Origin of the sequence: Paraburkholderia sp. JHI869, assembly GCF_038900775.1 — a bacterium.
Taxonomy (GTDB): Bacteria; Pseudomonadota; Gammaproteobacteria; order Burkholderiales; family Burkholderiaceae; genus Paraburkholderia.
Map to the genome: position 1 here is coordinate 227,944 of NZ_JAYMSC010000001.1, position 21,398 is coordinate 249,341.

General features: G+C 64.2%; 20 protein-coding genes. 9 read left to right on the top strand and 11 right to left on the bottom strand.

Annotated elements, in window-relative coordinates; translation table 11 throughout:
- Nucleotides 1-104: 104 nt before the first annotated feature.
- Nucleotides 105-764, bottom strand: a complete 660-nt coding sequence (locus tag VSR72_RS01040) for a glutathione S-transferase family protein (protein ID WP_342950548.1) — start codon at nucleotides 762-764, stop codon at nucleotides 105-107.
- Nucleotides 765-1,077: 313 nt separating this feature from the next.
- On the opposite strand from VSR72_RS01040, the gene phaZ reads away from it, so the two are divergent.
- Nucleotides 1,078-2,427 carry a polyhydroxyalkanoate depolymerase gene (phaZ, locus tag VSR72_RS01045; RefSeq protein ID WP_342950549.1) on the top strand — a complete coding sequence of 450 codons (1,350 nt, stop codon included), beginning with the start codon at nucleotides 1,078-1,080 and terminating at the stop codon, nucleotides 2,425-2,427.
- Between the two features lie 10 nt (nucleotides 2,428-2,437).
- Here phaZ and VSR72_RS01050 read toward each other — a convergent pair whose 3' ends face one another.
- A complete protein-coding gene (locus tag VSR72_RS01050) occupies nucleotides 2,438-2,875 on the bottom strand; it encodes a cupin domain-containing protein (RefSeq protein ID WP_342950550.1) in 438 nt (145 codons plus the stop codon).
- A gap of 218 nt (nucleotides 2,876-3,093) precedes the next feature.
- On the opposite strand from VSR72_RS01050, the gene VSR72_RS01055 reads away from it, so the two are divergent.
- The 8 genes from VSR72_RS01055 (at nucleotide 3,094) to VSR72_RS01090 (ending at nucleotide 12,138) form a co-directional block, all read left to right on the top strand.
- Nucleotides 3,094-4,206, top strand: a complete 1,113-nt coding sequence (locus VSR72_RS01055; RefSeq protein WP_342950551.1) for a BMP family ABC transporter substrate-binding protein — start codon at nucleotides 3,094-3,096, stop codon at nucleotides 4,204-4,206.
- 26 nt (nucleotides 4,207-4,232) lie between these two features.
- Nucleotides 4,233-4,769: a nucleoside deaminase gene (locus tag VSR72_RS01060; RefSeq protein ID WP_342950552.1), complete on the top strand. Its 537-nt coding sequence runs from the start codon at nucleotides 4,233-4,235 to the stop codon at nucleotides 4,767-4,769.
- Between the two features lie 152 nt (nucleotides 4,770-4,921).
- Nucleotides 4,922-6,295, top strand: coding sequence for a LysR substrate-binding domain-containing protein (locus VSR72_RS01065; protein ID WP_342950553.1), 1,374 nt, complete (start codon nucleotides 4,922-4,924; stop codon nucleotides 6,293-6,295).
- Nucleotides 6,296-6,395: 100 nt separating this feature from the next.
- A complete protein-coding gene (locus tag VSR72_RS01070; protein WP_342950554.1) occupies nucleotides 6,396-7,400 on the top strand; it encodes an NAD(P)-binding domain-containing protein in 1,005 nt (334 codons plus the stop codon).
- A 26-nt stretch (nucleotides 7,401-7,426) separates the two neighbouring features.
- On the top strand, nucleotides 7,427-8,446 hold the full coding sequence (locus VSR72_RS01075; RefSeq protein ID WP_342950555.1) for a dihydrodipicolinate synthase family protein: 1,020 nt from the start codon (nucleotides 7,427-7,429) through the stop codon (nucleotides 8,444-8,446).
- An 8-nt stretch (nucleotides 8,447-8,454) separates the two neighbouring features.
- Nucleotides 8,455-9,924, top strand: coding sequence for an NAD-dependent succinate-semialdehyde dehydrogenase (locus tag VSR72_RS01080; protein ID WP_342950556.1), 1,470 nt, complete (start codon nucleotides 8,455-8,457; stop codon nucleotides 9,922-9,924).
- A gap of 279 nt (nucleotides 9,925-10,203) precedes the next feature.
- Nucleotides 10,204-11,274 (top strand): porin, encoded by a 1,071-nt coding sequence (locus tag VSR72_RS01085; protein ID WP_342950557.1) that lies wholly within the window; start codon nucleotides 10,204-10,206, stop codon nucleotides 11,272-11,274.
- A gap of 123 nt (nucleotides 11,275-11,397) precedes the next feature.
- On the top strand, nucleotides 11,398-12,138 hold the full coding sequence (locus VSR72_RS01090; protein WP_342950558.1) for an SDR family NAD(P)-dependent oxidoreductase: 741 nt from the start codon (nucleotides 11,398-11,400) through the stop codon (nucleotides 12,136-12,138).
- A gap of 51 nt (nucleotides 12,139-12,189) precedes the next feature.
- Here VSR72_RS01090 and VSR72_RS01095 read toward each other — a convergent pair whose 3' ends face one another.
- From VSR72_RS01095 to VSR72_RS01135, 9 genes are all read right to left on the bottom strand, one after another.
- Complete coding sequence (locus VSR72_RS01095) at nucleotides 12,190-12,942, bottom strand: SDR family oxidoreductase (RefSeq protein WP_342950559.1); 753 nt, start codon at nucleotides 12,940-12,942, stop codon at nucleotides 12,190-12,192.
- A 32-nt stretch (nucleotides 12,943-12,974) separates the two neighbouring features.
- Nucleotides 12,975-14,108 (bottom strand): FAD-dependent oxidoreductase, encoded by a 1,134-nt coding sequence (locus tag VSR72_RS01100; RefSeq protein ID WP_342950560.1) that lies wholly within the window; start codon nucleotides 14,106-14,108, stop codon nucleotides 12,975-12,977.
- A 45-nt stretch (nucleotides 14,109-14,153) separates the two neighbouring features.
- Nucleotides 14,154-15,317, bottom strand: a complete 1,164-nt coding sequence (locus tag VSR72_RS01105) for a prolyl oligopeptidase family serine peptidase (RefSeq protein WP_342950561.1) — start codon at nucleotides 15,315-15,317, stop codon at nucleotides 14,154-14,156.
- A gap of 37 nt (nucleotides 15,318-15,354) precedes the next feature.
- The gene (locus VSR72_RS01110; protein WP_342950562.1) at nucleotides 15,355-15,717 is read right to left on the bottom strand and encodes a Rieske (2Fe-2S) protein; all 363 of its coding nucleotides are present in this window, start codon (nucleotides 15,715-15,717) and stop codon (nucleotides 15,355-15,357) included.
- Nucleotides 15,718-15,741: 24 nt separating this feature from the next.
- Complete coding sequence (locus VSR72_RS01115; RefSeq protein ID WP_342950563.1) at nucleotides 15,742-16,674, bottom strand: VOC family protein; 933 nt, start codon at nucleotides 16,672-16,674, stop codon at nucleotides 15,742-15,744.
- Nucleotides 16,675-16,742: 68 nt separating this feature from the next.
- The gene (locus tag VSR72_RS01120; protein ID WP_342950564.1) at nucleotides 16,743-17,687 is read right to left on the bottom strand and encodes an NAD-dependent epimerase/dehydratase family protein; all 945 of its coding nucleotides are present in this window, start codon (nucleotides 17,685-17,687) and stop codon (nucleotides 16,743-16,745) included.
- Nucleotides 17,684-19,558: an NAD(P)/FAD-dependent oxidoreductase gene (locus VSR72_RS01125; RefSeq protein ID WP_342950565.1), complete on the bottom strand. Its 1,875-nt coding sequence runs from the start codon at nucleotides 19,556-19,558 to the stop codon at nucleotides 17,684-17,686. Before VSR72_RS01125 ends, VSR72_RS01120 begins: the two co-directional genes overlap by 4 nt.
- Nucleotides 19,555-20,580 (bottom strand): fumarylacetoacetate hydrolase family protein, encoded by a 1,026-nt coding sequence (locus tag VSR72_RS01130; protein ID WP_342950566.1) that lies wholly within the window; start codon nucleotides 20,578-20,580, stop codon nucleotides 19,555-19,557. Before VSR72_RS01130 ends, VSR72_RS01125 begins: the two co-directional genes overlap by 4 nt.
- Nucleotides 20,581-20,620: 40 nt before the next feature.
- Complete coding sequence (locus VSR72_RS01135) at nucleotides 20,621-21,391, bottom strand: SDR family oxidoreductase (RefSeq protein ID WP_342950567.1); 771 nt, start codon at nucleotides 21,389-21,391, stop codon at nucleotides 20,621-20,623.
- Nucleotides 21,392-21,398 lie beyond the last annotated feature (7 nt).

Below are 21,398 nucleotides of genomic sequence, written 5' to 3' on the forward strand. Positions count from 1 at the left end.
CTGATTCTTCTTACTTTCGGTAATCGAGCTCGTATGGGGTGCTGCAACTTCCATGCCGATGCCGGCAGCCGGCTGTCGTGCCCGATGTTGGTGCGCGGTGACGCTCAGAACTCCATATCGAGTTCGTCGATGTCTTCGGTTTCCGACTGGGCCGCCGCGATCCACTCGGCGACGTAAGGCTGCTTGAGCACGCGCATGCAGTAGTCGCCGATGTCGGGGTCGATCGGCACGTCATAGGTGAGCAGGCGCGTGACGACCGGCGCGTACATCGCGTCCGCCGCGCCGATCTCACCGAAAAGCCAGGGACCGCCATACCTTTGCAGACATGCGCGCCAGATCGTCAGGATACGCCCAATGTCGTCCTGCGCGCGCGACCAGACGCGAAAGTTCGGAAAGTGGCCGCGCAGGTTCATCGGCAATGCGGAGCGCAATGCGCTGAAGCCCGAATGCATTTCACCGCAAACCGAGCGGCAATGCGCGCGCGCCGTGCGGTCCGCGGGCAACAGTTGCGCCTGCGGCTGAATCTCGTTGAGGTATTCGCAGATCGCGAGCGTGTCCCAGACCGTAATGCCGTCGTGGCGCAGGCAAGGCACGAGGATGGAAGGCGAGAGCAGCAGCAGTTCGGCGCGCGCGGCCGCGTCGTCGAGCGGCACCGTCACCGTTTCGAATTCGAGTCCAGCGAGTCTGGCAAGCAGCCAGCCGCGCATGGACCACGACGAATAGTTCCGGCTGCTGATCGTCAGGGTCGTATTCGTCTGACTCATGGGGGCTCCTGGACGGTGAGGATATGGTGCAGTGCATGAGGGCGCATGCACCGAATGCGCGCATCGCTCCTGCATGCACCTCTCGCGCCGACTCGCCGCACTACATTGCGGCATGCGGGAAGGCAATGCCGTCGCTTGCCGCGAAAGCGTTCACGCCCTGCAGCCCTCGGCATGGCGCGCCGGCCACGGCGTGCGTGCTCGCGCACATATGCTGCGCCGTCCCGAAAAGGGTGCAAGCACTGTGCCAGTCAACGCTTCTGGCATACGTATTGCCTCTCACGCCTCGCGTTCAAGACAATCGAGAGCCGTGCCCATGAACCTGCTTGCCTATCTGGCCTACCAGACGTTTGCTGACTTGACGAGGTTCGGGCGCGCCACCGCATCGTTCTCCCGCACGGCGCTCGCGGCGTGGCCCGCGCTCGCGTACGGATTCGACGCGCGCTACCTCGATGCCTGGTGGGAGCAGATCGAGCTTGCCGGGCTCTCGCACGCGCGGCCGCCGTTTGAAATCGATTTCGTGGAAGTAGACGGTGTGCGTACGCCGGTGACCGAAGCCGTCGTCAAGCGCACGCCATTCGCCTCGCTACTCCACTTTCGCAAGGACGTCGCTGAGCCGCAGCCGCGCGTGCTGCTCGTAGCCCCCATGTCGGGGCACTTCGCGACGCTGCTGCGCGGCACTGTGCGCACCATGCTGGCCGATCACGACGTCTATATCACCGACTGGCATAACCCGCGCGACGTGCCCTTGTCGGCGGGCCGCTTCGGCTTCGACGAATATGTCGAGCACGTCATGTCGTTCATCCGGCGGATCGGCCCCGATGCACATCTGGTGGCGATCTGCCAGCCCACGGTCGCGGCGCTCGCGGCCGTCTCGCTGATGGCCGCCGATAACGATCCCGCGCAACCCGCGAGCATGACGCTGATGGCGGGGCCGATCGATTGCCGGGTGAATCCCACCAAGGTCAACGAGCTCGCGAACAGCAAGCCGATCACGTGGTTCGAGCGCAACCTGATCAGCGCGGTGCCTGGCGGCTTTCCGGGCGCGCAGCGGCGCGTGTATCCGGGCTTCGTGCAGCTCAGCGCATTCATGTCGATGAACCTGGAGCGTCATCTCGCTTCGTTCGCGGAGATGCGTCACGAGCGGGCGAAGGGCGATCCCACGAGAGCCGACGCGCTCAACGTGTTCTATCGCGAGTACTTCGCCACGTCCGATCTCACCGCGGAGTTTTATCTGGAAACGGTCAGCTCGGTGTTCCAGGAGTACCAGTTGCCATTGGGCAAACTCAAGGTAGGCGAGCGTCTTGTGGAACCGCACGCGATCCGCCGCACCGCGCTGCTCACCATCGAGGGAGAGAAGGACGATATCTGCGCGGTTGGGCAGACCGTCGCCGCCCACGATCTGTGCCGGGGGCTGCGCCCGTATATGAAGACGCATCACGTGCAGACAGGCGTGGGCCACTACGGCGTCTTCAATGGCCGCCGCTGGGACACGCAGATCTATCCGCTGGTGCGTTCGACCATTCACGACCATGAGCCGCGCGCGCGGCGCATCGCGGCGCCGGAGGCGCCAGGCGACGACCAGGTGACCTTGCGCGCACTGCTCGACGCCGAGGCGCATGCCGCAAGCGCAATCAGCCGCGCCGCCGAAACGCAGCCCAAATAAGGCGAGCGCATTACATCGCGGGGCTCGCCTGCCACGGTGTGGGCGTGGGCACGGCGCATGGCGCTTCCACGTCGATCGACTTGAAGTCGGCGGGGCTCACGATTTCGAGGTACTCCATGTCGGGCGAGTAATCGAAGAGGTAGTGGGCGATGCCCGGCGCCTGATGCACGCAGTCGCCCGCTTCGACGAGCGTTTCCTTGTCGCCGTACATAAAGCGCGCCCAGCCCTTGAGCATGATGACGATATGAAACTCTGCCTCATGCCGGTGCCAGCCCGTGCCCAGTTCCGGCGCAAGATTTGCCCTGACGAGTTGCGCGACCACCTTGCCGTGCGTGGCCGTGGCGATACCCAGGTCTCGATAGACGAAGAAGTCGCGCAGCCCGCCGCCCGTGAATGACGTGTCCTGCGGCTTGACGTGCGAAAAGTCAGTAGCGAGTGCGGTTTGCATGACAGGTCTCCCGAGCGCAAAGGTTGAAGGGGCAACGGGTTTGGCAAGCACGACGCGTTCCAGCCTCTGCGCCTGCATCTATACCCATTCAGTTATGCACCACATAACGAATCGAAATTTCGGCCGTAATTTTGACTGACCAATATCTTCGCTAACGTGACGTCAACTGGCAGACACCTGCCGCGTCGCTACTTTCCCATTCCTGTTCCGGAGACCTCATGGCAACAAAATTCGCTTGCGCGGCGGTGCGTTCACTGCGCGTTGCGGCAACGGTATTCGCCACGCTTGGCGCCTATGCCGCGTCGATCCCCACGGCCAGCGCCGCCGCGCCGATCGGCGTCGCGTTCGTCTACCTCGGCAACCCCGGTGACGCAGGCTGGACCTACGCGCACGAACAGGGTGTAAAAGCGATCGAAGCGAAGTTCGGCGACAAGATCAAGGTCACGCGCGTGGAGAACGTGCCCGAATCCGCCGACTCGGAGCGCGTGTTTCGCGACCTCGCGAGCAAGGGCAACAAGATCATTGTCGGTTCCAGTTTTGGTTTTCAGGACTTCGAACTGAAGACCGCAAAGGATTACCCCGACGTCGTCTTCGAACATGCTACCGGATACAAGAAGGCCGCGAACTTCGCGACCTATGATGTGCGCACGTACCAGAGTGCCTATCTCGCGGGGCTGGTTGGCGGCTATACGACGAAGACGAATACACTCGGCTTCGTCGCCTCGGTGCCGGTGCCGGAGGTGGTGCGCAACATCAACGCCTTCACGATGGGCGCGCGCTCGGTCAATCCGAATGCGAAGGTCAAGGTCATCTGGATCAATAGCTGGTTCGATCCGGGCAAGGAGAAGCAGGCGGCCGAAACGCTGATCGGCCAAGGCGCGGACGTGTTGATTCAGAACACCGATTCGACGGCGACGATGCAGACTGCCGAGCAGAAGAAAGTGCACGCATTCGGTTGGGACTCCGATATGAAGCAGTTCGGCCCGAATGCTCAACTGGGCGCATGCGTGAGCTACTGGGGCGTGTATTACTCTCATCTGATCGATCAGGTGCAAGCCGGCACGTGGACCAACGCGCCAACGTGGTGGGGTCTCAAAGAAAAAGCCATCGATCTCGCCGACATCAACACCGCAACGGTTTCGCCAGCCGCGCAAAAGGCGCTCGCACAAAAGCGCGACGACATCATCTCCGGTAAATTCGATCCGTTCGCGGGACCGATCAAGGATCAGAGCGGCGCGATCAAGGTGGCCGCCGGCACGTCGCTGCCGGATGCCGAGTTGCTGCGGCTGAACTGGTTCGTGCAAGGCGTAGACGGCGCGTTGCCGAAGTAACGCCGCCACAATATGGAGGAGACATTTTGAGCATTACCATTTCCCCGCAACAGAACGCATCGCAATTCCCTGAACAAGGGCTCGCACCCACGCGCGAACAGATCGTCCGCCATTTGCGTCACGCAAGCGCAGTCGCGGAACGCGCGACGCAGTTGGGCCATCACCCGTTTGGCGCCATTCTCGTCGGGCCCGATCAGGAATCGGTTCTGATCGAACAGGGCAATGTCGATACCGTCAATCACGCGGAAGCGGTGCTCGCGCGCATCGCCGCGCTGAACTTTACCCCGCAATTCCTGTGGGGTTGCACGCTCTATACGACGGTTGAGCCGTGTTGCATGTGCGCGGGCACGGCCTATTGGGCGAATATCGGGCGGTTGGTTTTCGGCATGACGGAAGAGCGGTTGCTGCAAGCCACGGGCAATCACGCGGAGAACCCGACGATGAGTGTGTCGTCGCGCTATGTCTTCGACCATTGCCAGAAGCGCGTCGACCTGATCGGGCCCGTAGCCGAGGTCGAGGAAGAAGTCATGCAGGTGCAGCGCCGGTTTTGGGGGCGCTCATGAACTTCCAACTCGTTCGCGCTCGGGTAGGGATTCGTCATAATTTCCGGTCCGACCGCAGTTTGGCACAATGACCCAGGGGCGCACCCTGGGTTTTTTTGCGCGCGACGCGTCCCCGCGCAATGCGCACCCTGGCGTCGGCGTCGATGCCCCGCATGGCGCGCGAAAGACGGGACGTCGATGAAATGGCTTCAATGACAATTGGCGAAATTATTCGAACGGCGCGAAACGGGCGTAGCCAGAAGGCGTTTGCGGATCTGCTCGGCGTCAGGCAAAGCTCGGTGAGCCGCTACGAGAGCGGCAAGGCGAGTCCGCCGGCTTCCGTTGTCGATGCCTGTATGCGTCTCGTGCATCAAATGAATGCGCATACACCGGATGCGGCGGCCCAATCCGCCGTGCGCCAGCGTCCCGCGCCGAAGGTTGCGCGCCCAGAAGCGTCTTTGTCCCGCAGCGGTCTTTCCTCTGCGGCTCACCGGGCGCGCCCGAACTCCACGCCGCGCATGCCGATGGCAAAGCAGGATGTGAAGCCCGACAGCACCGCGCGCCGGACGGTCCCGCTGACGATCCTGGATGCACGCTGGTCGGTGTTCCTTTCGGTCGCGCTATCGGGCAGCTTCAGCCGTGCCGCCTCCGCGCTGGACATGCCGCAATCGATGGTTAGCCGCAGTATCGCGCAGCTGGAAATGCAATGCGGCGAGCGGCTATTCAGGCGCACCGGGCGGGGCGTGGAGTTGACGGAATTCGGCGAACAAACGCTGCCGCGCGTCGCTCGCTTGACCGCCGATGCGGAAGCGCTCGCGGACGACATTCGCAGCGTGCGCGGCCAGCCCATTGGCGAAGTGCGGATCGGCTTGTTGCCTTCCGCGGTCAAGCGCTATGCCGGTCCGCTTTTCGCGGCGGCTCGCGCGCATTTGCCGGGCGTACGGCTGCACTTCACCGAAGGCGCCAGCGCCCAGCTCGAAGAGCACCTGCGGGAAGGGCGTCTCGACATGGCGCTGGTGCTGCGCGAGGAAGAGTCGGCGGTGGGCGATGCACACATTGTCGCGCGCGTTCCCCTGCATCTGGTGGGCCCGCGCGGCGAGGCGCCACTCGGCGCGCCGAAAGTGCGGCAAGTGCGGGAAGTGCGGGAAGTGCGGGAAGTGCGGGAAGTGCGGGAAGTGCGGGAAGTGCGGGAAGTGCCATTGGCCTCGCTCTCTGGCTTGCCGCTCGTCGTGCCGAGCCGCCCGCATCTGCTGCGCGCGCGCCTGGATCGCCTGGCGGCGGAGCACGGACTGGACCTGAACGTAGCGGTGGAAGCCGATTCCGTCGATCTGCAATACGCCGTGGTAGCGGCGGGAGGCGGCTTTGCGATCGCTTCGGTATTGCCCGGTCAACTGGGGGACGAACTCACCTCCGCGCGCATCGTGCAACCTACGCTCGAGCGTTTCGTCGTGCTGGTCGAGTCGCCCAGAAGGCCCGCCACGCGTGCCACGGAAGCGATCAAGCACCTCATCCATCACGTGGCGCGCACGGTAGGCGCAAACGGCTGAATCCATCGATTAGCCGGATATCTGCTTTCGATCCGGCGGGCTGTCTCATGCATAGGTTGATCCCTATAGTTTGCTGGTCATCCACTTCGAGACCAGCATCATGCAAGACGCCGCGCCGGACTCCACTCCCACCTTGTTTCTCAGCGACGCCGATGTGGCGGCGCTGGCCGATTGGCCAACGGCCGTCGCGGCGATCTCGCGCGCGTACGCCGCTCCTGTCTCTCCCGCCTCCGTGCCGCCGCGCTCGATGGCGCGCGGGGACGGCATCTGGCTGCGCAGCCTGACCGCCGTTTCCAGCTCCGGCAAGCACATGGGCTGCAAGCTCATTGCCGCAAGCCCGCGCGCTCGCCGCGCAAGCTACCTCATCAGCTTGTTCGATCAAGACACGATGGCGCTGAGCGCGCTGATCGACGGCAATCGCGTTACGGGTCTGCGCACCGCCGCAACGGCCGCGCTCGCCGTCGATCTGCTCGCGCCGTCCAAGCCCTTGCGCGTTGCGGTGATCGGCTCGGGCTTCGAGGCGCGTGGCGCACTCGATTGCCTGCTCGCCATACGCGAGACTGCTCGGGTGACGGTTTTCAGCCCCACGCCAGCGAGCCGTGTGCGCTTCGCCGAATCGTTTCTCGACGTGATCGATATCGCGGTAGCCGAGGATGCGCAAAGTGCCGTTCAGGACGCCGATGTCGTGATCTGCGCAACCCGCAGCCGGGACGAAACGCCGGTGCTCAAAGGCGAGTGGCTGCCCGCAGGCGCCACGGTCGTGTCGCTTGGCTCGACATTGCCGGAACAGCGTGAAGTGGACGAAGAGACCCTGCGCCGCGCTGCCTGTGTCGTTGCCGACGTCGCGGACGAAGTGGCCCACGACACGGGCGATGGCCTGGCCGCCACGCGTGCCGGCATCGACCTCGCCAGCAAGATCGTGCCGCTGTCCTCGCTCGCCGCCGGCTCGGTGAAGGCGCGGCGCGAGAGCGGCGACATTGTGCTCTACAAATCAGTCGGATCCGCGCTGCAGGACGTCGTGATCGCAGAGATGCTCTTTGCGCGCGCGCAGCTCACCGGTACCGGAACGCATCTCGCATCGACCATCGCGCCCGTCGCGAAATAACAGAAACCATCTCCGGAGAAAATCGAATGGCAAACTATCAAAAGCGCGACGCGCGCGCATGGGCTCGCGAGCATCTGACCGGCTGTTCCGCAGTCACGATCCCGAGCTATAGCGCCGATCTGAAGCACCTCAACGAGCGCGGCATCCGTCACGACATCGAGCTGGCCACGAAGCTCGGCTACCGCTATACGCTGCTGTGCAGCGAGGTGGCGATCACCCCGGAAGAGAACGCGCAATTCACCGCATGGGCGCGCGAAACGGCAGGTGATTCGCTGGGCCTGTTCTTCCACGCCGCGTTCGGCACGCTAGCCGAAAACATCGAGGCTGTGAAGCTGGCGGAGAAAGCCGGCGCCGATATCGTTCTGCTCTCCTATCCGTCACAGTTCTGGCCCACCACGGAACAGGAGATCTTCGACTATACGAAGGCGTTTTGCGACGCGACGGATCTCGCCGTCATGCTGTTCCCCATCCCGCTGTGGGGCTTCGAACGCGTGCACCCCGCGGGCATGTCGGTGCAGCTCGTGCGGCAGATTCTCGAGGCCTGCCCGAACATCGTCGCCATCAAGTCGGAACAGGGCTTTCCGCTGCCGGCCGGACTCTGTGAGATGTACCACCATTTCCGCAACGAGGTAGTGATCAGCTGCCCGATCGAAGGCGACGCGATCCCGCTCATGAGCCTCATGGATATCCAGTTCTCGGGCACGAGCAATACCGGCTGGATGAGCGATTACTACCCGAAGGCATTCGAGCTCGCGCGCGCCGGCCGCTGGGAAGACGCGATGGCGCTGTACTGGAAGGTCAACCCGGCGCGTTCCGCGAACGGGGCGGCCGCGCAGTCCTATGCGGGTGGCACGGGCGTGCTGAACCGGACGATGTGGAAGTACCAGGACTGGCTCGCCGGTTTCAATGGCGGCCCGCTGCGCGGACCCGCGATGCGCGTGCCGGACCGCTTCATGAAGATGCTTCGCCAGGGGCTCGTGGCTTCCGGTCTGCCGGTGACATCCGATCCCGATGCCGAGTTCATGATCGGCCGCCATCCCTGCTGAGGTCCGCGATGAAACACCTTCTGAACGATTCCTCGCTGTGGCGCGAAGCCGCGTTTATCAATGGCGAATGGTTGTCCGGGACGCCGCACGGCCGCTATGCGGTGCGCAACCCTGCGGACCAGTCCGTGCTCGTCGAACTGCCGCGCTGCCGCGAGCCCGAGGTCGAGTCGGCGATTCAAGCGGCGCACGAGGCGTTTCGCGCGTGGCGCGCCACCACCGCGAGACATCGCGGCGACGTGTTGCGCCGCTGGTACGACCTGATCGTCGCGAACAAAGAAGACCTGGCGATCCTCATTACGCTCGAAGAAGGCAAGCCGCTGGCGGAAGCCCGCGGGGAAATCGACTACGCCGCTTCGTTCGTGCGCTGGTTCTCGGAAGAAGCGACGCGCGTGCGCGGCGACCTGATCCCGGGCGCCCGCGCGGGGCAGCGCATCGTGACGCTGCGCGAGCCGATCGGCGTGTGCGCGGCCATCACGCCCTGGAATTTCCCTGCGGCGATGATCACGCGTAAAGCCGGGCCGGCGCTCGCAGCGGGTTGCACGATGGTGGTGAAGCCGGCGAGCCAGACGCCGCTCACTGCGCTCGCGCTGGCGGAACTCGCGCAGCGCGCGGGCGTGCCGGCTGGCGCGTTTAGCGTCGTCACCGGCAACGACACGCGCTCGATTGGCGGTGTGCTCACGAGTCACCCGCTGGTGCGCAAGCTGACGTTCACGGGCTCGACCGAGGTGGGCCGCGTGCTGCTCGGCCAGGCGGCGGAAACGATCAAGAAATGTTCGATGGAGCTCGGCGGCAACGCGCCGTTCATCGTATTCGACGACGCGGATCTCGATGCAGCCGCGGACGGCATCGTGGCCGCCAAATTCCGCAACACCGGCCAGGCGTGCATCAGCGCGAACCGCGTGCTCGTGCAGGCGAACGTGTACGACGACATCGCGCGGCGTGTGGTTGACCGCGTTGCCGCGCTGCGGATCGGCAACGGCCTGGAACCCGGCGTTCAAGTGGGCCCGCTCGTGGATGCAGCTGCGGTCGGCAAAGTGGAAGAACATGTGTCCGACGCACTGAATAAGGGTGCGACGCTGTTGCACGGCGGCCGGCGCCTGCCGCTGGGCGATGGGTTTTACGAGCCGACGGTGCTCGCCAATGTGACGCCCGAGATGCGTATTGCGCATGAAGAGACTTTCGGGCCTGTCGCGGCGCTGTTCCGTTTCGAAACCGACGACGAGGCCGTCGCGATGGCGAACGACACCGAATACGGCCTGGCGGCCTATTTGTACAGCCGCGACGCCGAGCGCATCTGGCGCAACGCGGAAGGCATCGAGGCGGGAATGGTCGGGATCAATTGCGGATTGATTTCGAACGAGGTCGCACCGTTTGGCGGCGTCAAGCAAAGCGGCCTCGGGCGCGAAGGCTCGCATCTGGGGATCGACGAGTTCACCGAAGTCAAATACCTCTGCTGGGACGGTCTGGCCAGCCCGTGAGCGCGGGTTTGCCTGTGGCACCTTCCGACACGATCAATTCTTGCCTTCATCCAGAATGGATTGTCGTGAACATTCAAGCTCTGTACATTCGAGAACCAATCCGGTTTGAGTTGCCGCTAAAAGGGAGGAGACACCTGGCAGCGCCAAACCGATAGCCGCCCGGCCGCCAATGGCCCAATCCAGCGCGGGCCCTCCCGCAGCGGCATTGAAAGTCAAACGAATAAAAATAATAAGTAATGCGAACGACCATAACTATATTTATCAGGTAAGGAGACGTTAATGAAGAAGGTGCACGTAGCCAGGTCTGCAATTGCGGCGGCTTCCGGATTGATTATCGCGGGTGCCGCTCATGCGCAAAGTAGCGTCACGCTGTACGGGATCGTGGATGCCGGTTTGATCTACATGAACAAAACCGCTGGTAACAGCGGAAGTCTGGCCGCCTTCAATGACAGTGGCAACATGCCGTCGATATTCGGCCTGACGGGTACTGAGGACCTTGGCGGTGGAATCTCGGCGGTGTTCAAGCTCGAAGGCGGTTTCTCCGCCGCCAATGGCAGCTTTAACAACTCCAACGGCAACTTGTTTGGCCGCGACGCCTACGTCGGGATGAAAGGCGCGTTTGGTGAGGTCCACGCTGGCCTGCAGCAATCTCCCTTCTTCATGTCGCTGATTTATCAGGATCCGCGCAACCTGTCGAACTTTGGCAGTTCGATGCTGTTTCTCGCGACCACTGCGGGCGCAACGAGCATTTTCACCCCGAATGCCATCACGTACACAAGCCCGGTGGTCGGGGGCTTTCAAGGTAGCGCGCTGTTCAGCTTCGGCGGCGTGGCGGGGAATTTTCAGTCCGGCCGTCAATATTCCGCCAATCTGAGCTACCACGGTGCCGGGCTAGGCCTGAATGCCGCTTATTTCAACGGGAGCGCGGGCGGTACGGTGTCAACGACGCCGCCAACCACCGAGGGTCTCACGGGCGAGTTGCTTGGCGCGACGTACACCATCGGGTCGTTGACCGCGAAGGCTTCGTACACGAAGATCAAGGTTGCGGGCGGGAAAAACGAAGATGTGTATGGTGGTGGCCTCGATTACTGGGTCCGGCCGGATATCGACGTGAACTTCGGACTCTGGCATGCCGACAACCGCAATGAATCGGGCAGCCATACCTGGTTGGGGTCGATAGGCGGCTATTACTTCCTCTCGAAGCGCACGTCGCTCTACGCCCAGTTCGGCATGGTGAACAACCACGGTACGCAGGATATCGGTCTTTCGATGGGGCTGGGAAGCTCGACCATGTTTGGCGCAACAGGGACCACGACCGGAGGCTCCATCGGGATCACCCACATGTTCTAAGCGGGCCTCCCGGAGAAGGGGCCGCACAAGCCCCTGATCGGAACCTGAGCGAGGCGATAAACTGTTCAACGGCGGCGGCATCGTGCATGCGCGCCGCCTGTTTCTTTTAGCGAGCACGGCAACATGAACCACACAGGCAGACTGGCCGGCAAGACGGCATTGATCACCGGCGCTGGCAACGGCATTGGCCGCGGTTGCGCGGAACTTTTCGCCAGTCAGGGCGCGCGCGTCATTGCGGTCGACTTGAATCGCGACGCACTCTCGGGACTCGATCCTGCCATCGAGCTGCATGGCGGCGTCGATCTCGTGAACGAAGAGGAAGTGGGCCGACTCCTGGGCAATTTGCAGACGCTCGATATCGTTGTGAACGCCGCCGCATTCGCGGAGTTCGCGTGGATCGAGGACATGAGTTACGAGGCGTGGCGCCGCACGTTGACGGGCGAACTCGATATCGTGTTCCTGATGTGTCGCGCGGCATGGCCGCTTCTGAAGCAAAGCGGCGCGGCTTCGATCGTGAATTTTGCATCGGCCAATGCGCGGCATGCGCTCGACGGATCGCCGGCGCTCGCGCATTGCGCCGGAAAAGGCGGCGTGCTTGCGATGACGCGGCAGCTCGCGATGGAAGGCGCCCCTCACGGCATCCGGGTGAATACGATTTCGCCGGGTTTCATTCTCACCGCGGCGACGCGGGCTCACCTCGCACGCGATCCGGCGATCGAAGCGAAAGTGCTGGAAAAGAACATGCTGAAGCGTCTTGGCGAGCCGGCCGATATTGCGGAGTGCGCGCTCTGGCTCGCCTCCGACGCGGCCCGCTATGTGACTGGCGCCGATTTCGCAGTCGATGGAGGTGCTACGGCGTGGTAATGCCGTAGTGCGTGTGAATGAGGGGCGTCGCCGCCCCTCGCTCAATCCTGGTCAGAATCCGAAACCGCCGCCATCCACGTTGAGCACCTGGCCGGTGACGAACCGCGCATCGTCGGAAACGAGAAACGCGAGCGCGCCAGTCAGGTCATCGGGCTCTTCGGTGCGCGGAATGAATTGACGTGCACGCACGGCTTCGAACGCTTCAGGCGGCAGATTTGCCGCGCTGCCCGGATGACGCGTCAATCCCGGCGAGATGGCGTTGACAGTGACGCCGTGCGCGCCAAGCTCGGCCGCCAACGCGCGCGTGAGCCCGATCACCGCCATCTTGCTGCTCGCATACGCAGTCATGCCGGGCGGCGGCCCCCACACGGTACTCGAAGCGAGATTGACGATGCGGCCCCAGCCGCGCTCGATCATGCCCGCGGAAAAGGCCTGCGCGAGCAGGAATGGCGCGTCGACGTTGACGGTCATGATCTGCCGCCACAGCGACGCGGTGATAGCGGCGAGAGGCGCCATCGGCATGAAGGCCGCGTTATTGACGAGCACGTCGACCTGGCCTGCTTCATCGAGCACGCGTGCCGCAAAGCGGGCGACATCCGCTGGCTCGCTCAAATCGCAGGGCAGGGCGATGGCTCGCCCGCCCGCGGCTTCAATGTTTGCGGCGAGCGTGTCGCATGGCTCGCGGTCGGTCAGCACGAGCGTGTGCCCAGCGGCGGCAAGGCGCAGGGCAAAAGCGGTGCCCAGGCCCCCCGCAGCCCCGGTGACGACGGCCACGCGGCCGTTGTTCGTAGTGAAAGCTGTCATGACGGATTCCGTAGATTCAATGTTGCGCCGCTTCAGATCGGCTCGCGCAGCGCCTGGATCGCTTCGACCATGGTGCGCGTGTGCTCGTCGCGCGAACCGCCCGCGCGCTCGATCTCGCCCAGACGGCCGGAAGCGGACACGACGAGCCGCGCGCGATCGTAGTGGCGGCCCGCGTAGGCGAGCAGTGCGCCTTCGAGCGAGTGGCGGCGCGCCAGTTCGGCGGCGAGCACGAGGGCACCTTCGACGGCGATGCCCGCGCCCGAGGCCAGATGCGGCGTCGTGGCGTGCACGGCGTCGCCGAGCAGCACGATGCGCCCGCGATGCCACGGACCGTCGATCATATGCCCCATGAGCGGGCGGTACAAAACGCGGTGATCTTCGAGCGTTCCGTCGAGCAGGCCCTCGCGCAACCCGGCAAGAGGCCCGTCGAATTCTTCGAGCAGTTCGGCGAGCAGTTGCGGCCACTTTTCCGGCGTGATGAAGTCCATGCCTTCGCGCTTGTCGAGCACGAACAGATAGCACTGTGTCGCGCTGATCGGATTCATGCCCGCCTTGGTGGTCTTGCCCATGTAGATCGTCGAGTTCTCGCGCTCGCGCGGAACCACGGCGCGCCACGATCCCTGGCCCGTGAACTGCGGTCCGGCAAATTCCGGCTTCACATGGCGGCGCACCGTGGAGTTCACGCCATCCGCGCCAATCACGAGATCGTAGCGCGCGCGACTGCCGTCGGTGAAGACCACATCTACGCCCTCGGCGTCCTGCGCGAGCGTCTCAAAGCTCACGCCGAGACGCACACTCGCGCCCGCGCCGCGCGTTGCGTCGGCGAGGATCGCGGCGAGGGCGCTGCGCATGATGCCTGCGGCGCCGGGCAGGTCGTCGGCGCCGTATGCCGACGCGATCGGGACGGTGGCCGTGAGTTGCCCGCTGGCGTCGCAGAAGTCGACGGCACGCCACGAACCGCCCACGCGCAGCACTTCATCGACCACGCCGACCTCGCGCAGCGCACGCAGCGTCGGCCCGCTGATGGTGATGCCCGCACCGTCGGGTGCCCATTGAGGATTGAGTTCGACGAGATCGACGTCGATGCCTTGCCGGCGCAGCAGGATCGCTGCGCACATGCCGCCGATGCCGCCTCCGACGATCAGAACCTTGTTGACGAGTGCCATGGTGTCTCCCGGGATTTATCGTTACGTATCTGTTTGTTTGTGCGCTCAGGCGAGCGTGCCGCCCAGTTGTTCTGCGAGCCAGTCTGCGATGCGGTTGCCGGCGTTCAGCGGGTTGTCGAGCGAACTGTGCTCGACGCCACCTTCCCGGTCGGTGAAGATGAAAAGATCTTTCTTCGGACTATTGATCAGTTGTTCGAAGCTTTCGTGGGCGTACTTGAGCGGAATCTGGCGATCGTTCTCACCGTGCGTGACGAGAAACGGCACGCGGATGCGATCGAGCACGCCGTTCAGGTGCATGTGTTCGGCCTTGGCGAAGAAGTCATCCTGATCCCTGGCGCCGAAGACCCACTGCACGTGCTTCCAGTAATGCGGCACGGGATTTTCACCTTCGCGCTTCAAGCGAGCCTGCTGCACCGCGCGCCAGTCGTGGTTCGCGCCCCACACGGCACCGCATGCAAAGCGCGGTTCGAACGCGACCGCGCGCGGGCAGTAGTAGCCGCCCAGCGATACGCCTAGCGCACCGATGCGTTGCGGGTCCACTTCCTCGTGTTGTTCGAGCCAATCCACAATCGGAGCCGCCCAGATTTCGGTGTTGTGCACGGCGTGAAGCTCTTGCAGACGCAGGGCTTCGCCGGTGCCGGGCTGATCAACGAACAGCGCCGAAAGACCGCGTCGCGCGAACATCGTGCCCATTACGCTCTTCTGCAGCATCTCCTTGGTCGAATCGAGTCCGTTCATGACGACGACCACGGGTGCGCGCTGGCCAGGTTGCAGGCCTTCGGCACGGACGTAAAGCGCGGCGAGATGCGTGTTGCCATAAGGGATTTCCACGCGCGTGCAATTCTCGCGGCCCAGCGTGCGGCCGCGTTCGAATTGCTCGAGCGAGCGCCGGTAGATGGCGAGCCGTGCTTCGAAGCCGTGTGCCTGCATGCGCTCGGCCACGCCGTAATAGAGGCCGGCGCGTGCGTATTTTTCTCCGGCGGAAAGCGAATGGCCGTGCGCGAGATCGTCGTCGGCGAGTGCGGAGAGCTTGTCCGCGCCGGCCTTCCACGCCTCGTAGAATGCGACCGTGCCGGGATCGTCGCCGGCCAGCGCCGCGTCGCGCAGCGGCGCGCACATGGCGTCGACCTCGCCGATGTTGCCGCCGTGCGTGAGGGCGATCATCGTGGAAAGGCTCCACACGTAATTGGTGGGAAAGTACTGGAACATGGTGATATCTGTCCGGTGGTGATTCGGTGGATGTGTTTCAGTCGAAGATCGTGGGCAGTTCGGCGGCAATCCACACTTCGCCGTTCTCCACGCGCGCGGGCACCTTCACGAGCGACTGGCCGGCGCACGGCCCCGCGAAACACAGGCCCGTGCGCATGTCGAAATGCGCCGAATGTGCGTAGCAGACGATGTGCGTGCCGTCGCCCGAAAGAAAGCGGTCCTGGCGGTATTCCATGGGCCGATGCTCATGCGGGCAGTCGTTGAGCCACACGAACACCTCGGCTCCCTGGCGCACCACGCACACCTGGTCGTCGAGACCTGCGCGCAGCAGACCGCGCGCGCCGCCATCGGGGATGTCGTCGAGTGTGCAGAGCAGGCGTTCTTCAGCGCGCGCGGTCATGCTTGCGTTTCTTCGCTCGCGCATTCACTCGCCCGGCGCCCACTTGTTGCGGGCCTCGAACAGGAAGATCTGCGAGTTGTCGGCGCCGGGATCGACGGCGCGCGGCGCCCAGGTTTCATCGTGCAAATCCATGTCGGCGTCGAACTCGATCGTCGCGCCGAACGGGCTGTTGAAATACCAGAAGTAGTTGCTGCCCAGCACGTGACGTCCCGGCCCCCAGAAACTCTTGTAGCCCTTCTTCACGAAGTTCCAGCCGTGCTGCAGCACTTCGCCCGACGAGCCGAGGTGGAACGTGAAGTGATTGCAGCCGATCATGTGATCGTTCTGGCTCTCGATCATGAAGAGCGTGTGATGGTCGTGCGTGCCAGCGGGGCGCATGAAGGGGCCGAGATGATTGAAGCGGTCGGTCACGGTGAAGCCGAGCCGAGCGTAGAACGCTTCGGCCTTTTTCACGTCTTCGACGAAATACACCACGTGCGAGAGCGTGCGCGGCTTGATCACTTCTTCCGGATTCGCGGCGCAGTCATTGGGCGCGCGGCCCGGCGGCTGGCCGGGCACGTTGAAGCCCAGGTAGCGCGCTTCGTATGGACGGCGCTGCGTAACCATGAACGCGACGCCGAAGCCCGCGTCGTCGATACAGTGCACGGTGCCGTTTTCGTCTACGCGCACCTCGCGCTCGGCTTCGAGATGCGCGCGGATCGTGGCAAGCGTGTTCGCGTTGTCCACGCCGTACACCGTTTCGCGCAGGCTGGGCGTGGCCGCTTTGGGCGGCAACGGCGGCAGGCGCGGATCATCGGCGGCGCGCATCACGAGGCCCGTGCCGTCCAGCGCGGTGAAGACGCCGCCGTGCACGGCGTCGTATTCGACTTCGTCGAGGCCGTAGTCGAGCAGGTACTGGCGTGCTCCCGCCATATCGTCGATGCCGAAGACGAGGTACTCGAGTCCAACGATCTGCATGATAAGGAATCCTTTTCGTTTGCTGCGTACACCGCCCGCATTGCGGTGCTGATGCAGCCAGGGTATGTTCAGTGCGCCATTGCGCGCGTGATGAGCTGGTCCACGTTGCCGTCGTGACGCAGGCCCAGTTGCTCGGCCTCTGGCGTGAAGAGTGGCGGATAGGCGGCAAAGAGCCGCTCGATGAACCGGTCGGGCGCGTAGGTCACGAGCGCCTTGCGTTCACTGCCAAAGCGCGCGGCCAAAGCGTCGACCACTTCGGAAATGGTGAGGCGCAGCACCGGCATTTGATAGCTGCGGCGAGCGTTGAAGCGCTCCGCATCCACGCTCGCCGCATGCAGCAGGTTGTCGACGCACGCGCCCACGGAAATCCACCACGCCACACCCTCGGGCGAGACCGGCACCGTGAGCGGTTCGTTCGCGGCGAGCTTCCAGAACAGCTGGCTCATGAACGCGGACATCAGGCCCGCCCCGTCCCCTGGCCGTGCAACGACGCCAGGCAGGCGCAGCGAGCAGCCCTGAACCCAGCCAAGGCGCGTAGCGTCGGCGACCAGCGCCTCACCCATCAGCTTGTGCGCGCCATAGCTCAGCGCCGGTGCGGGCAGCGTGTGTTCGTCTACGACCTCTGGCAACTTCTCGCCATAGACGGCCACCGTGCTCGCGAACACGAAGCGCGGCGCTCGCGGCTGGCCGCGCAAGTCTTCCAGCAGGCCGAGCGTGGCGTCGAGATTGATCGCGCGGCCGAGCGCGTAGTCGCGCTCCGCTGCGCCGCCCGGAATGCTCGCCAGGTGGAAGACGGCGTCGACGGGTGATGCATACGCCTGCCCGCGAATCTGCGGATCGGCAATGCTGCCCGCGATCTGATGCACGCGCGCGTCCGCGGGCGTGGAGTCGAAGCCGATATCGAGGAGCGTGAGCTTCGACACGGCACGTCCGCTGAGGCCGTCGGCAAGAAGCCGCTTGACGAGCGCGCGCCCAACGAACCCCTGCGCGCCAGTGACGACGACATGGCTCATTGCTCGCCTCCCTTGCGAAACGGCAGCGTCGCGAGGAAGGCGAGGCGCGAAGCGCCGAGCATCTTCAACCCGGCGCGCGCCGAAGCAGCGTCGAGGCGCGCTTCCATCGGCATGGTGCCGAAGCTCTTGCCCTTGATGACGAGCTCGTTGCCCACGCGCTCGAGCGACTCCACATGCATCAGTTCTTCGTCAGCGGGGCCGCGCAGCACCATGCCCTCCTTCTTCGCCGTGTGACCATGCGCGCCGTTGGCCGTGGCGGGTACACCGCTGTCCTGGCGCGCGCCTTTCGCCACGCTGCCGAAGTCCATGCCGAGCTGCTCGAACATCCTGATCGCTGTTGCGCGGCCCGCGCCGTATACGCCGCCGCCGGGATGCTGGAACGGCCCCGCGAGATAAAGGCGCTCGACGCCGGGCACGGTGAACTGGCCGAGGTCGGGCGTGGGTCGATGGCCTGCGCTCTGATAGAAGTAGGGCGCCACGCCATGCAGGTCGCCGCGCATCATGCTGTTCGGGCTCGAGCGTTCGAGATCGACGGGGCTCACGATGCTGCGCGCGACGATGTTCTCGCTCGTGAGGTTCGAGACGAACTTGCGGTAGTGCGCAAGCGAGAGGTCGCCGATCTCTTCCTTGAACTCGTCCCAGTGGCTGCCAGCCCAGCGCTTGTCCTTCACGCTGTACGGCGCGAACGTGATGCCATGGAACATGCCTTTGCCAGCCGGCACGCGCGTCTTGTCGCCGATACTTTCGTCTCCGCCCGCGCACAGACGGCGCTCGGTGATGAGGCCGCGCTTGAGGTCGTCGAAATCGGCGAGCATATCGTCGAGTTTGTCGGTGGCCATGAACTCGAGCATGGTGGCGTAACCCACTTCCTCGCCCGCGTAATAGCGCGCGTTTTCCTTGAGGTCGTAGTGGCTCACCATGATCGAGAAGGGCGCGAGCGTGGCGCGTTCCGCGCGCTTGAGCACCGGCTCGGGCACGCCTTCCACGAAGCGGCGAATCACGTGCGGATGAATCGCACCGATCACGGCATCCTTCGCAAGGATAGTTTCGCCGCTCGCAAGCTGCACGCCGCTGGCCCGGCCCGCGCTCGTCAGAATCTTCGCGACCTCTGCATTGCAGCGCACTTCGCCGCCGTACGATTCGATGCAGCGCACGAGCGATTCGGTCAGCTTGCCGCTGCCGCCGATGGGCTGCGATACACCGTACGTGTGAATGATGCCCGGCATCAGCAGCACGCCCATGCCGGTGCCGAGTTCGTTCGGCGCCTGCAGGTTCTCGCTCACGAGGCGCAGCAGATGAATCTTGATCTTGTCGCTCTCGTAGAGTTGATTCACGAGATCGAGGCAATCACGATTCATGTAGTCGAGCATGAGGCGGCCTTCGTCGCTGCGGTCGAGCATCGCGACGAGTTCGCCAAGCGGAGGCGGCGGCGAGTAGAGGCCAGGCATGAACATCTGCAGGACCTGCTGGCTCATCTTCACGAATTCGCGGTACGTATCGGCGTCTTTCTGCGAGACTTTGGCGAAGCATTCGCAGGTCTTGTCGATGTCCTTGTACGTGAACAGCACCGACTGATCCGGAAAGATCGTTGCATGCGGCACGGGCGAGTAGTGGTACTTCAGGCCGTGTTCCGAAAGCAGGCCAAGCTCGTCCTGGCGCAGCATCGGATTGCCCTGAATCATGATGTGCACGCTCGAATGCTCGTCGTGCCAGTAGCCCGGCGTGTTCAGTTCGCGCGTGCTCACGCCGCCGCCCGGCCATGCCTTGCGCTCGAGTACGAGCACCTTCTTGCCCGCCTTCGCAAGATACGCGGCGGCGACGAGCCCATTGTGCCCCGCGCCCATCGCGACGATGTCGTATTGATCGCTCATGCGCTTGCTCCTGCCTTTTCTGCCAATGCTTGTTGATGCACGTAAGTCGCCTGCACGAAACGATGATCGATTGCGCCGAAGATCGACTGGCCGTCACGGCCTTTCATTTCGAATCGCAAACGTTCGCCGAATTGCAGCCACGGCGTGCGCGATTCGCCGTGTTCCAGCGTTTCGATGGCGCGTTGCTCCGCGAGGCACGCGGAACCCGTCGCTCGATAATCGGCGTTCGAGAACGTGCCGGAGCCGAGCAGCATGCCCGCGCGCAGATTGCGGTTGTACGCGATATACGCAATCAACTCGTGAAAGCCGAAGCTCATCTCGCGGCCATTCGGCGCGCCAAAGCGCTCGCCGTTGCGCGCGACTTCGAGGTCGAGTTGTACGCGGCCGTCACGCCATGCGTCGCCGAGTTCGTCGGGCGTGACCGCCACGGGGGCAAAAGCGGTAGCGGGCTTCGCGAGGATGAAGCCGAATCCCATGCCGAGTTCGCGAAAGAGGTGCTTGCGCATGCTCACGTCGTTGAACAGCGTGACGAGGCGCACATGTGCGAGCGCGTCGGTGGCGCGCGTGCCCATCGGCACGTCGCCGAGAATCACGCCCACTTCGCCTTCGAAGTCGCAGTTGTCGGCTTCGTCGGGGAAGGCGTAGTCGTCGTGCGGGCCCGCGAAGTCGTCCGCCTGGCGCTGGATCAGCACGGGAATCGAGGGGTCAGACTTCTTTTCCGGGTGATAGGCCTGCGTCATGATGCGGCCGTGATTGAGGAAGGCCGAGGCGTCGATGAACTGATGCGTGCGCGGCAGCGGCGCGGTGCAGGCGTGTGCGTCGAAGTCGAATGCATCGGCGGCGGTGCCTGCGTTGAGTGCGTCGTAAAGCGTCTGCAGGGCGGGTTCTGCACGCGTCCAGTCATCGAGCGCAGCGCGCAGCGTCGGGGCAGTGGAGGCTGCGCGAACCGCACGTTGAAGATCGCGCGAGACGACGATCAGGGCGCCATCGGGATGACCGGTGTTGAGCGACGCGAGTTTCATGTTGGCTGTCTCCTTCGTTGTCTCTTTGGTTTTGACTCTTTTAGCGCAGCGGGCGTCCGCCGTCGACAGGCAGCACGCAGCCGGTGGTAAAACGCAGATCGCGCGCAGCGGCGAGCACGGCTTGCGCGATTTCCTGCGGATCGGCGAGGCGTCCGAGCGGCGTGCGCGCCGCCTGCTCGTCGCGCCATGCCGTGTCCATCGACTTCACGAACTCGGTGTCGACGAGTCCCGGCGACACCGAAACCACGCGAATCTGCGGGGCCAGCGCGCGCGCCAGCGACTTCGTGAGATTGTCCAGCGCGGCCTTCGAAGCGCAATAGATCACGTTGCTGCCCATCGCCGTTTGCGCGGCGATCGACGAAATGTTGACGACGACCGCGCCGCCTGCGAGCGCGCTTTTCGCGAGCAGCGGGCGCAGCGCGCGCACCATCGCGAACGGGCCACGCACGTTGGTCGCGAGCACGTCGTCGATGAGTGCGTCGTGCATGCCGTCGAGATCGTCGTGGGCGACGAAGCGTGTCGTGCCCGCGCAGTTCACGAGCACATCGCAGCGGCCGTAATGCGTGGCGACGGTGTCGGCCAGGCGCGCGAGCGCGGCGCTATCTGTAACGGGCGCGGCGAGCGCGCGATGGCCCACGCCGTCGAGTTGCGCGACGAGCGCTTGAGCCGCTTCGGCCGAGCTGCGATAGCCGGCGACGACGGTGCAGCCTGCCTGCGCGAGCGTGCGGCAGATCTGCTCGCCAAGGCCGCCCGTCGCGCCGGTCACGAGCGCGACCGGGCGCTCGCCGGAAAGGGTGGTGAACTTCGTCATGCCGGGC